The 12454-nt window shown below is 47.8% G+C and carries 12 protein-coding genes; 7 read left to right on the forward strand and 5 right to left on the reverse strand.

The features are described from left to right. Positions 1–12 precede the first annotated feature (12 nt). The 6 genes from CBI30_RS00355 (at position 13) to panB (ending at position 5290) form a co-directional block, all read left to right on the forward strand. Entirely contained in the window at positions 13–1002 is a 990-nt protein-coding gene (locus CBI30_RS00355; protein WP_088526364.1) for an AI-2E family transporter, read from the forward strand. Positions 1003–1014: 12 nt separating this feature from the next. After that, positions 1015–1773: a DnaA regulatory inactivator Hda gene (gene hda / locus CBI30_RS00360; RefSeq protein WP_088526365.1), complete on the forward strand. Its 759-nt coding sequence runs from the start codon at positions 1015–1017 to the stop codon at positions 1771–1773. A 6-nt stretch (positions 1774–1779) separates the two neighbouring features. Then, positions 1780–2460, forward strand: a complete 681-nt coding sequence (locus CBI30_RS00365) for a histidinol-phosphatase (RefSeq protein ID WP_088526366.1) — start codon at positions 1780–1782, stop codon at positions 2458–2460. After that, the gene (gene pcnB / locus CBI30_RS00370) at positions 2457–3857 is read left to right on the forward strand and encodes a polynucleotide adenylyltransferase PcnB (RefSeq protein WP_088526367.1); all 1401 of its coding nucleotides are present in this window, start codon (positions 2457–2459) and stop codon (positions 3855–3857) included. The genes CBI30_RS00365 and pcnB overlap by 4 nt, the downstream gene beginning before the upstream one ends. Positions 3858–3929: 72 nt before the next feature. After that, entirely contained in the window at positions 3930–4457 is a 528-nt protein-coding gene (folK, locus tag CBI30_RS00375; RefSeq protein WP_088526368.1) for a 2-amino-4-hydroxy-6-hydroxymethyldihydropteridine diphosphokinase, read from the forward strand. Between the two features lie 17 nt (positions 4458–4474). Continuing rightward, on the forward strand, positions 4475–5290 hold the full coding sequence (gene panB, locus CBI30_RS00380; RefSeq protein WP_088526369.1) for a 3-methyl-2-oxobutanoate hydroxymethyltransferase: 816 nt from the start codon (positions 4475–4477) through the stop codon (positions 5288–5290). A gap of 16 nt (positions 5291–5306) precedes the next feature. Here the strand turns inward: panB and dnaJ are convergent, their stop codons facing one another. The 5 genes from dnaJ to hrcA form a co-directional block, all read right to left on the reverse strand. Next, positions 5307–6443: a molecular chaperone DnaJ gene (gene dnaJ / locus CBI30_RS00385; RefSeq protein WP_088526411.1), complete on the reverse strand. Its 1137-nt coding sequence runs from the start codon at positions 6441–6443 to the stop codon at positions 5307–5309. Between the two features lie 99 nt (positions 6444–6542). Continuing rightward, positions 6543–8480 carry a molecular chaperone DnaK gene (gene dnaK / locus CBI30_RS00390; RefSeq protein WP_088526370.1) on the reverse strand — a complete coding sequence of 646 codons (1938 nt, stop codon included), beginning with the start codon at positions 8478–8480 and terminating at the stop codon, positions 6543–6545. Between the two features lie 207 nt (positions 8481–8687). Beyond that, on the reverse strand, positions 8688–9248 hold the full coding sequence (gene grpE, locus CBI30_RS00395) for a nucleotide exchange factor GrpE (protein WP_088526371.1): 561 nt from the start codon (positions 9246–9248) through the stop codon (positions 8688–8690). Positions 9249–9330: 82 nt separating this feature from the next. Next, positions 9331–10425 (reverse strand): ferrochelatase, encoded by a 1095-nt coding sequence (gene hemH, locus CBI30_RS00400; RefSeq protein WP_088526372.1) that lies wholly within the window; start codon positions 10423–10425, stop codon positions 9331–9333. A gap of 45 nt (positions 10426–10470) precedes the next feature. Beyond that, positions 10471–11496, reverse strand: a complete 1026-nt coding sequence (gene hrcA, locus CBI30_RS00405; RefSeq protein WP_088526373.1) for a heat-inducible transcriptional repressor HrcA — start codon at positions 11494–11496, stop codon at positions 10471–10473. A 37-nt stretch (positions 11497–11533) separates the two neighbouring features. Between hrcA and CBI30_RS00410 the strand changes: the two genes are divergently transcribed. Beyond that, entirely contained in the window at positions 11534–12439 is a 906-nt protein-coding gene (locus tag CBI30_RS00410) for an NAD kinase (protein WP_088526374.1), read from the forward strand. Positions 12440–12454 lie beyond the last annotated feature (15 nt).

Consider the following 12454-nt stretch of genomic DNA (forward strand, 5'->3'; position numbering starts at 1 on the left):
GATTCGAGCAAGATGGCTGAAATTTTTACCCCTTTTCTGACTGCATTTATTCTGGCTTATGCCTTGCGCCCTGTTTGCTTGTGGCTTGAGAGGCATCGCCTCCCTCGCGCGGCAGCCGCCGGAATTGCCATGATTATTGGTCTGGCAGTCCTATTTTCGATTTTGATCCTCTTTATTACCCTCCTCAAAACGGAAATCCCACTCATCAAGGCCCAGTTTCCAGAATGGGTCCAAAACACCCAATCTTGGCTTGGGCCCAAGTTAAATGAACTTCATATTAATTTTGACTGGGGCACGCTCAAGACTAGCGCTACCCAGAAGATCACGGAGCATCTCAACGACAACTCCGATGCCCTAATGTCCTCCACCCTGGAGACGGTATTGACCTCAGGCAGCTCTGTCATTGCAGGCTTCGTTAATTCCGTTTTGATCCTGTTTGTGATGTTTTATCTTTTGATCGACTGGGACCACTTCTTTAAACTTGTCAGAAATCTAGTGCCGCTCCGTGCGCAAAAGACTGTGCACCACTTAGCGATGCATGCCGATGGTTTGCTATCCCAATATCTCAGAGGCATGCTGATCGTGATTTCTATCATGTCTGTTTTTTATAGCGTTGGTTTAAGTGTAATTGGCATTAAAGGTTCAGCAGCATTAGGTGTATTTACTGCGCTCATGATTGTGATTCCTTACATCGGCATCACACTAGGCTTCACTTTGGCGATCCTTGCAGCCCTTTTGCAGTTTGGCCCCAGCGGCGCAATCATTGGCGTTCTAGTCCTGTATGGACTAGGTCAATTCATTGAAGGCTTTTTCTTAACGCCCCGTTTGGTTGGCGAGCGGATCGGACTACATCCAGTCGCCGTGCTGTTTGCCTTGCTCTTGTTTGGAAAATTATTTGGATTTTTTGGGGTACTTCTGGCGCTACCAACTAGCGCAGTAGGTTTAGTGCTGCTGCAGTACGGATGGTCTCGTTACACCCAAAGCCCGTGGTACCAAAAGTAAATTTCTGAAGCAATGAATAACTCTCCGCTACCACGGCAATTTGCACTCGATATCAGTCATATACCGACGCCTAGCTTAAGTAATTTTTTAGCCGGTGAGAATCTCGCACTGCACTCCACCCTGCAAGATCTCGTGAAGTCCTGGGAAAGTAATCACCCAAGACTTGCCAGTGAAAATCCCCTCAATCAACGCTGGATCTACTGGTGGGGGCCGAAAGGCTCTGGACGCACCCACCTGCTCAGCGCTATTGGCATTGCAGCGCAAGAACTTGGTCTGGAATATTTCCCTCTTACCCCTAATGAACCAATCTCTTGGGTGAGTCTTGAAGAGCGACTTCCCTCCCTAAGTACCAGCAATCAGCCTTCTGTCATTACCGTAGATGACGTAGATCGCCTAGATGAGCGCCTCGTAGCCTCTTTATTTCGGATTCTGAATGAAATCCAAGGAAGTAAGGCTATCCATATTTTTATGGCCGGCAATGCTGCTCCTGGCGCACTCAAGCTCAGAGAAGACCTGCGCACCCGCCTAGGATGGGGTTTAATCTTTCAAACCCATCTTTTGGGCGATGATGAGAAAATACAGGCATTACAACAAGCGGCGCAAGCGCGTGGCTTGGTTTTGTCCCCAGATGTACTACCTTGGCTACTCAATCGCTTTTATCGGGATATGCCGAACCTGATGGCTTTGATAGATGCTTTGGATGCTTATTCACTAGAAACAAAACGTGCCGTAACTTTGCCTCTTGTACGAGAGCTCTTACAGCCTAAATAAATATTAATGACTCAAATAGCACTGTTCGATTTAGATCACACCCTCCTCCCCTGCGATAGCGATTACGAATGGGGTCAGTTCTTGGCTCGCATTGGAGCGGTGGATAGCAAATACTATGCGCAGCAAAATGAGCGCTTCTATCAAGACTACAAAGATGGCAAGCTCGATATCCAACAATTTCTTCGCTTTGCTTTAAAACCGCTGTCAGAACATTCTCGCGAGCAGCTCAAAGAATGGCATGACGCCTTCATGCACGAAGTGATTACTGGTCAGCTACGTCAACAGGCAGTCGATCTAGTGAAGCGCCACCAAGATGCTGGCGATCTTTGCTGCGTTGTCACCGCCACCAATAGTTTTGTCACGCGACCTATCGTGGAAAGTTTTGGTATCGAGCATTTAGTTGCCACTGAGCCAGCCACCGTAGGAGATAACCCGCTTGCTAATTTCACTGGTGAAGTAAAAGGGATCCCGAATTTTCGGGAGGGCAAAATTCAACGTGTGCACGATTGGCTTGCCAGTCAACATTTAGTATTAGATCAATTACCACAAAGCTATTTTTACTCAGACTCCATGAACGATTTACCCCTCCTGGAAAAGGTAAGCAATCCTGTTGCTACCAATCCAGATGCTCGCCTACGTGATGAAGCCTCAAAGCGTCACTGGCCCATACTTGAACTGTTTGCATGATTACCAAATTTATTAAACGTATTTTGCGTCGCGACCCCATGGTCCGACATACTGTAGCCCATACATCAGGTGCGCCAAAGCGCGTTCCTAAAAAATCGCATCGCATTGACCCTCATTTACTTTCCAAGAACGCAGTGAAGGTAACGGATACATTGCAGCAAGCTGGCTATGATGCTTTCATTGTTGGTGGTGCAGTTCGGGATTTAGCATTGGGCATTGGCCCTAAAGATTTTGATGTAGCGACCAATGCAACCCCCGAGCAAGTACAAAAACTATTCCGCAAAGCGCGCCTCATTGGTCGTCGCTTTCAGATTGTGCACGTCACTTTTTTTGGCAAGGGCCAACCTGAAATTATTGAGGTATCGACCTTCAGAGCCTTGCTGGAGAACGCTGGCGAGCATGTAGCTGAGAATGGTCGCATCTTGCGAGACAACGTTTGGGGCAGCCAGCATGAAGATGCTGCGCGCCGAGATTTCACCATCAATGCGATGTACTACGACCCTGCTACTGAAACTGTACTCGACTATCACGGCGGTATGGCGGACATGCAGAAGAAAACTTTGCGCATGATTGGTGATCCTGCTAAACGCTATCGGGAAGATCCGATTCGCATGCTGCGCGCTATTCGTTTTGCCGCCAAAACAGGCTTTACATTGGATGCAGCAACAAGCGCTCCCATCGCTAAACTTGGTAAGCTCATTCACGATGTACCTTCAGCACGACTGTTTGATGAAATCCTCAAACTCTTAATGTCCGGCTATTCATGGGCGGCGATCCAGGGATTGAAAGATGCAGGTCTGCACCACGGCCTCCTGCCTTTGCTTGACCATATTCTGGATAACAAGGCAGACTCTAAAGAAGCTAACGATTTTGTTCGCATTGCTTTAGCCAATACCGATGAACGCATTCAATCTGGTAAGAGTGTTTCCGCTGGATTCTTATTTGCCACTCTGCTGTGGCCCGATCTTTTAAGTAACTGGAAAAAAAATATTGCCAAAGGGGTTTCCAATATCCCAGCATTGCACGATGCGATGGATGAAACTATCGCCAGTCAAAGTAGTGGCATGGTGATCCAGCGTCGCTTTGAAAGTGATATGCGAGAAATCTGGTCCATGCAGCCCCGCTTTGAAAAACGGGTAGGTCGCTACCCTTATCGCCTTATTGAATCCCCTCGCTTTAGAGCGGGTTATGACTTTATGCTGCTGCGCTGCGCTACTAGCGAGAAAAATCCCGCTTTAGGTGAATGGTGGACTAACTTTATTGAAGCAGATCCAAGCGGCCAGGAAGACCTCATGGCTAGCGTAAAGAACGAGAGTGGGAATAGCGCATCGCCTACCAAGCGACGTCGTCGCAGAAAAGCCAAAGTCACTTCACCTGCCGAGGGTGAAGCAAGCTAAGCGGACTTGAGGAAAATTTAGTAAAGTAGATTTTGTAGTCTCGTATCGTTTTATTTTTTGTTTGGGATGCACATGGCTCGAGCTTTTATCGGATTTGGCGGCAATATTGGTGACACGCGTCAGCTCATTACTGATGCGATTGTTTGCCTTGCGCAGCGCTGTGAACTCCAAATTCTGACTAAAAGCTGCTTTTACCAAAGCGCTCCCTTTCAAGCTACTGGCGGAGATTACATTAATGCCGTCATTGAAATCGAGACCCAATTAAGTCCTTATGGCCTATTGCATGTCTGCCAAGCTGTTGAGCAAGAGTTTGGGCGTGAGCGCCCTTATGCCAACGCACCCCGAACTTTGGATTTAGATATTTTGTCTTTTGAGGGCGTATCTCAAGAAGATTCTGAGCTTACCCTTCCCCACCCAAAAATCATTGAACGTTCCTTTGTCCTGTTACCACTCCTAGAAATTGCCCCTGATTTCTTTTTGCCGAATTGGGGTGAGCTCAAGACCTATTTGCCTCAAGTTGCCGATCAGCGCATTGAAAAACTCCCTTGCCGCAACTGTAATTGTGTTGAAAAAGACGTTTATAGCCCATCGGTGCATTAATTCATTAAACTCATGCCATGGGTTACTTGCAAGGCGAAAAGCCAATAACGATTTCTAAGCTCCTCTCCATGAGTGCTGAGGGCGAGAAAATTACGATGCTGACGGCATACGATTCAACGATGTCCGCCTTATTGAATCGTTGCGGAGTAGAAACTATCCTGATTGGGGATTCCTTGGGCAATGTGATTCAAGGTCACAGTAGCACTACCCCCGTCACTGTTGAACAAGTGGCGTATCACACAGAATGTGTAGCTCGTGCCAATTCACATGCTTTTGTGATTGCAGATCTTCCCTTTGCCAGTTATGGCGATCCTGCACAAGCCTTAGATTCAGCAGCAGAGTTGATGCGTGCTGGTGCTGATATGGTCAAGCTCGAAGGTGGTGACTGGCAAATAGACATCATTCAATATTTAGTAGAACGCAGTGTGCCTGTTTGTGCGCACTTAGGCCTACTGCCTCAGTCTGTTCACATCTTGGGCGGCTATAAAGTTCAAGGTAAATCCAAAGATGCGGCTAACCTCATGGTGGAACAAGCGCTTGCTTGCGAGCAGGCTGGCGCTCAAATGATTGTGCTCGAAGCCATTCCCTCTTCATTAGGCAGGCTCATTACTGAATCACTTTCCATTCCAACCATTGGAATTGGGGCAGGAGCAGATTGCTCCGGCCAAGTATTAGTGCTGCAAGATATGCTGGGCATTAGCCCTGGCAAGCCACCCAAGTTTGTTAAAAACTTCCTAGATGGTCAGACCTCTATTGAGGCGGCAGTCAAAGCCTATGTCCGAGAAGTCAAATCCGGAAAGTTTCCCGGACCCGAACACGGCTTCGCTGGCTAAGCTTCCTGACTAGTCATTAACTAAAGAAGCTTTTGACGCCCTCAAACCAACCCTTTTGATGGGGGTTATGTTTATCACCACCAGATTTCAGGCTGTCATCAAACTTCTGTAGTAATTTTTTCTGCTCATCCGTCAATTTGACTGGTGTCTCAACGGCAACGTGCACAAACAAGTCACCAACCATAGTTGAGCGCAATCCTTTAATGCCTTTATTACGCAAGCGGAATGTTTTACCAGTCTGCGTACCTTCAGGAATCGGGAATTCAACCCGCCCTGAAAGAGTTGGCACTTCAATATCACCGCCAATAGTTGCAGCAGCAAAGGAGATTGGCATCTGGACATGTAAGTCACTGCCGTCACGCTCAAACACCTGATGGGGTTTTACTCTCACTTCTACATAGAGATCGCCAGATGGGCCGCCATTGATACCTGGCTCACCATTGCCAACAGAGCGCACGCGCATACCGTCATCAATGCCTGCGGGGATCTTGATTTCTAGTGTCTTCTGTTCTTTATGTTTGCCGCTACCATGGCAAGTTTTGCATGGCTTAGGGAGGTACTCGCCTGTGCCGCGGCACTTAGGGCAAGTTTGTTGCATTGAGAAGAAGCCTTGCTGTACGCGAACTTGGCCATGACCATCGCAAGTTGTACATTTTTCCGCCTTACTTCCAGGTTCAGCGCCAGTGCCATGACATGGCTTGCAATTACTCCAACTCGGCACCCGAATTTGAGTGGTGTAACCTTCGGCCGCTTGCTCGAGACTGACCTCCATGTTGTACCGTAAATCCGCGCCCTTATAGACCTGCGGACCCGCATGGCGTCCGCCACCTTGCCCGAAGATATCGCCGAAGATATCGCCGAAGGCATCCGCAAAACCACCGCCACCACCACCGAAGCCGCCACCGCCAAAACCGCTGGACTGATCCACACCCGCATGACCGTATTGATCATAAGCAGCGCGTTTATTAGGGTCAGTTAATGCTTCATAAGCTTCTTTAACTTCTTTAAATTGCGCTTCTGCTGTTTTGCTATCGGGATTGCGATCAGGGTGATGCTTCATGGCTAACTTCCGATAAGCTTTTTTCAGCTCTTCATCGCTAGCACCTCTTGCAACACCAAGCACTTCGTAATAATCGCGTTTACTTTTTGGCACAAAATTCCTCTCAACAACCTGAATGACACAAGTCGGCACGAGGCCGACTTGTTATTAAATTACTTCTAAACTACGTTAAATGGTCTTCAATATCCGGGATTACTTCTTGTCATCCACTTCTTTGAAATCAGCATCTACGACATCAGCATCAGGAGCGGCGCCTTGTGCGCCACTAGGTGCTGCGCCAGGAGCGGCACCACCACCAGCTTTAGCCTGTTCAGCAGCCATGGCCTTTTCGCCCAGCTTCTGACTTGCTTTACCCAAAGCTTCTGTCTTGACTTCAATTACAGCTTTATCGCTGCCTTTGATTGCTTCGTCTAATTCTTTCAAGGCAGCTTCGATAGCCTCTTTCTCGGACGCTTCCAAAGTAGCGCCATGCTCTTCCAAAGCCTTCTTGGTAGAGTGAGCCAAAGCATCAGCAGTATTACGGGCCGTTACCAGCTCCAATGCTTTTTTATCTTCATCGGCATTGGCTTCGGCATCTTTCACCATACGTAGAATTTCTTCTTCAGTCAGACCAGAGTTTGCCTTGATGGTGATCTTGTTCTCTTTACCAGTAGTTTTGTCTTTTGCAGTGACATGCAAAATACCATTGGCATCAATATCAAAGGTCACTTCAATTTGTGGCATACCGCGTTGTGATGGAGCAATACCTTCCAAATTAAACTCGCCGAGTAATTTGTTGGCAACCGCTATTTCACGCTCACCCTGGAAACACTTAATCGTTACTGCAGGCTGGTTATCTTCTGCTGTGGAATACACCTGTGAATGCTTAGTGGGAATAGTGGTGTTCTTCGGAATCATCTTAGTCATTACGCCGCCCAAGGTTTCGATACCCAAAGACAATGGGGTAACGTCCAAGAGCAATACGTCTTTGCGATCTCCAGACAATACTGAACCCTGAATCGCTGCACCAACAGCAACCGCTTCGTCTGGGTTCACGTCTTTGCGTGGCTCTTTACCAAAAATCTCTTTTACTTTGTCCTGAACAGCAGGCATACGGGTTTGACCACCAACCAAGATCACGTCATCGATATCAGCAGGATTCACGCCGGCATCTTTAATTGCAGTCAAGCAAGGGCCAGCCGTGCGGTTGATCAACTCCTCTACCAAAGACTCCAACTTCGCGCGAGTGAGCTTCAAGTTCAAATGCTTAGGACCGCTTGCGTCAGCAGTCACGTACGGCAAATTGATGTCAGTTTGCTGAGCCGATGACAATTCAATCTTGGCTTTTTCAGCGGCATCTTTCAAGCGTTGCAAGGCCAATACATCTTTACTTAAATCGACGCCCTGTTCTTTCTTGAACTCAGCAATGATCCAGTCAATGATGCGTTGGTCAAAGTCTTCGCCACCTAAGAAGGTGTCACCGTTGGTAGAGAGCACTTCAAACTGCTTCTCACCATCTACGTTTGCGATTTCAATAATGGAAACGTCGAACGTACCGCCGCCCAAGTCATACACAGCGATCTTGCGATCAACTTTGTCTTGTTTATCCAGGCCGAATGCCAATGCTGCTGCAGTTGGCTCGTTGATGATGCGCTTCACATCCAAACCAGCGATACGACCAGCATCTTTGGTTGCTTGGCGTTGGCTATCGTTAAAGTAAGCGGGAACAGTAATTACCGCCTCAGTCACTTCTTCACCGAGGTAATCTTCGGCAGTTTTTTTCATTTTTCGCAGAATTTCTGCAGAAACTTGTTGTGGCGCCATTTTTTTGTCGCGCGCTTCAACCCATGCATCACCATTATCTGCCTGAACAATTTTGTAAGGCATCAAGCCGATGTCTTTTTGCACTTCAGCATCAGTAAATTTACGGCCCATTAAACGCTTCACCGCGTAAATAGTATTTCTAGGGTTGGTAACTGATTGGCGTTTTGCGGGCGCGCCAACCAATACTTCGCCATCTTCAACGTAAGCAATGATGGATGGGGTTGTGCGGCCGCCTTCGGCGTTCTCGACAACTTTAGGTGCATTGTTTTCAACAACAGAAACGCACGAGTTTGTGGTTCCTAAGTCAATTCCGATAATCTTTCCCATAATGGCTCCAAAAAATTAAGTTATGTGTAATTTTGTAAAACTGCGAATAAATCGATACTCAATAAATGGGGCCGAAAAGAGGGAATTCAAGGGCTCAAAAAGCAAAAAAAGGCAGAAATCTGCCTTTTTCATCCCACTTTGCCCACACCAAACTCTTTAAAACCCTAAAAACCCACAAAAATCACTTTTGAGTGGGTTTTTGTTGGATTATTTAGACGCGCTGACCGTGACCAAGGCTGGGCGCAGGATACGGTCCGCAATGGAATAACCCCTCTGGAGCACTGAAACCACGGTATTGGCTTCCTGATCAGAGGGCACAGAGGCAATCGCTTGGTGATGATGGGGGTCAAACTTATCCCCAACAGCAGGGTTAATTTCAGTCAGACGACCTTTTTCAAAAGCAGATAAGAGCTGCTTCAAGGTGATCTCCAGGCCCTCTTTAAAGGCCTTGGCATCGACCGCCTCAGCATTGAGGGCAGCGTACAAGCTATCTGTAACTGGCACGAGATGCTCAGCAAAACTCTCAATTGCAAACTTATGAGCCTTGGAAATATCTTCCGCAGCACGGCGACGAATGTTTTCACCTTCGGCCTTAGCGCGCAAATAGTTATCCTGCATCTCTGTGAGCTTTTGGTTTAACTCGGCAATTTCTTGCTCTGGAGTCTTTACTTCGGCAACCGCTGGGCTTGCATCAGCAGCACCTTCGGCCTGAGGATCGGCGGCGATATTTTCCTGCTCAGAAGCTGGGTTTTGATTTTCTTGGGTCATAGGTGCAAATTCACTTTTCTATCAGAATGGCTACTTCTCAACAATATGGGGTCAATCAAGACAATTTCAAGTGCACTTGAGTTTAAGCAATTTTGGCCTTCGCCAACTCGGCCAAGCGATCACGCTCAACCAATATGGCATCGGACTCCACGCCTAAACTCCAGCCGGATAAATGCTCTTGGGCAATGTCATACATGGCCTCAATCCACTTTGGGCTGCTATTGAGACAAGGAATATAGCGGTAATCTTTTCCGCCATGCTCCAAGAAGATCTCACGTGCCTCCATAGCGATCTCTTCTAGCGTCTCCAAGCAATCGGCTGGAAAGCCTGGGCAAAAAATATCGACTCGCTGACAACCTTCTTTACCGAGTTTTTCAATCGTAGGCGCGGTGTAAGGTTTTAGCCACTCAGCTTTACCAAAGCGAGATTGAAAGGTAACTAAATATTGTCCCGGCTCTAAACCTAAAGATTCACCTAACAAGCGACCTGTTTTCAGGCACTCGCAATGGTAAGGGTCGCCCTTCATTAAATTACGCTTTGGCAACCCATGGAAAGACATCACGAGGCGATCACCGCTTGCAAAATCAGGGCGCCCATCTTTGTCCCATGCACTGAGAACTTGATCACGCAAAGCAGTGATGTATGCAGGGTTGTCGTGATAGTGCTTTACCAGGCGAAGCTCTGGTTGGTTGCGCCATGTTCCTAGAATGCGAAATACTTCATCAAAGCTTGAAGCGGTAGTCGTCGCTGAATACTGTGGATATAGCGGCAATAATAAGAGGCGCTCCATGCCTTGTGCCTGAAGGGCCTCAAGGGCTTGCTGGGTTGACGGCTGACCATAGCGCATCGCCAAATCAACCAACACCACTTGACCGTGATGAGCAAATTTCTCACCCAATTCTTTTGCCTGTAAGCGGGAGTAGTGCATTAAAGGTGAGCCCAACTTTGGCAACCAAATTGAAGCGTATTTTTTTGCCGAGGCACCACTACGAATCGGCAAAATAATGCCATTCAAGATACACCACCAAACAATCCGCGGTATTTCCACTACGCGAGGATCAGATAAAAACTCTTTTAGGTAGGCCCTCACCGCTTTAGCTGTTGGTGCCGAAGGTGTGCCTAAGTTCAACAATAAAACTGCTGTCTTTGAAGGGCGTAAATGAGGATTTTGATTCAATGGGGATCCGTCTGAATTAATGAGAGCAAGAAGAAAATATGATTGTTATGAAGAGCTCATCGGAGAACTCAATGCGCCTGATAGCAACTTAGAAGTAATGTCGACAATCGGGATGACGCGATCGTATGCCATACGAGTGGGCCCGATCACGCCTAAGGTTCCCACAATCTGACCATCAACACTGTAAGGCGCGCTAATCACCGCTAAATCCTCATACGGCAGTAGATCACTCTCGCCACCAATAAAGATCTGAATGCCGTCTGCATGGCTCGAGACGTCCAATAACTGCATTAAGACGGATTTCTGCTCAAGCATGTCAAACATCTTGCGCAACTTGTCTAGATTGGCACTCAGGTCGCCCACATTAAGCAAACGGCGCTCTCCGGATAGCAGCATATCCCCCTGACCCATGCCATAGTCACTCACACCACTATGCAATGCCAAAGCCATCAAACCAGAGATGTCACTACGCAAATTGTCCAAATCCGAAGCGAGATGCGCCCGGACCTGAGCAAAACTCTTGCCTGCAAACTGAGCATTAATGTAGTTACCTGCCTCAATCAACTGGCTCGGCGTGTAGTCCTGGGTGGTCGGCAGAATACGGTTTTGAACATCCCCTTCGGGAGTCACCATGATGAGCAATATCTTGCCCTCACCTAATCTCAAAAACTCAATATGCTTAAACACCTGGGCCCGCTTCGGCGTCATGACCACCCCAGCAAAATGGGTCAAATTAGACAAAATTTGCGCGGCTGAATTCATCACCCTTTGTGGAGAATCCGGCAAAAGCCCTTTTTCCATCTCACGGGCAGCAATTTCTTCTAGAGGGCGTACGGTCACCATCGTATCCACAAAGAGGCGATAGCCTCTCGGGGTAGGAATCCGCCCAGCAGAAGTATGAGGACTAGTCACTAGGCCCATTTCCTCTAAATCAGCCATCACATTGCGAATCGTGGCCGCAGATAGGTCCAGCCCTGAGAACCGAGATAGGGTTCGCGAGCCAATAGGCTGCCCCTCCTCGATATAGCGCTCGATGAGGGTTTTCAGTAATGCGCGGGAGCGATCATCCATAGTGGAAGGGATTTTATGCGTATGGTTTAATCGTTATATGTTAAGCCCATCCCCAAATTCCAGCAAAAAGGCATTTAGCCGGGTTGCGCTTGTTGGCAAATATCAGGCTGATGGCATGCAAGAGCGTCTCAAGGACCTTGCTGAACTACTAACCAAGCAAGGTTGTGAGGTCTTCGTAGAGGCCTCTACCGCATCTCATTTAAGTCTTACCGGCTATCCCACCAAAACAGTAGAAGAATTTGCGGGGGCAATTGATGTGGCGGTTGTCTTGGGTGGCGACGGCACAATGCTCGGAATTGGACGGCAGCTAGCTGGCCGTAACGTACCCTTGATTGGAATCAATATGGGTCGCTTAGGCTATATGACCGATATTCCTATCCATAACGTCCAGGCTGTTCTTCCCCAAATGATTGCTGGTGAATATGAAGCAGACGCCAGAACCCTATTGGATGCTGTCGTGCTACGTAATGGCAAAGTCATTAACCGTGCTCTAGCCTTGAATGATGTCGTGGTTAATCGCTCTGGAATTTCCGGCATGGTTGAGCTCGCTGTGCGCGTTAACGGCTCCTTTATGTACAACCAAAGATCCGATGGCCTGATTGTGTCGACGCCTACTGGATCTACCGCTTACGCTTTATCCGCTGGTGGCCCCATCCTGCATCCGCGGGTAGCTGGAATTTTATTAGCGCCAATTGCGCCGCACTCCTTATCCAATCGCCCGATTGTGTTGCCGCAAGATATTGCACTGAGTATTGAAGTGGTTGATGGCAGAGAAGTGATTGTGAACTTTGATATGCAATCCCAAACTGACTTGCAATCTGGTGACACAATTGAAGTGCGTCAATCCGAAAAAACAATCACCCTACTTCATCCTCGCGATCATAGTGACTACAAAACCTTGCGAGAGAAGTTACATTGGAATGAGTATCCATCGACATTCTGATGTCGAATTGTTGGA

Origin of the sequence: Polynucleobacter aenigmaticus, from assembly GCF_002206635.1 — a bacterium.
In the GTDB taxonomy this organism is placed as follows: Bacteria; Pseudomonadota; Gammaproteobacteria; order Burkholderiales; family Burkholderiaceae; genus Polynucleobacter; species Polynucleobacter aenigmaticus.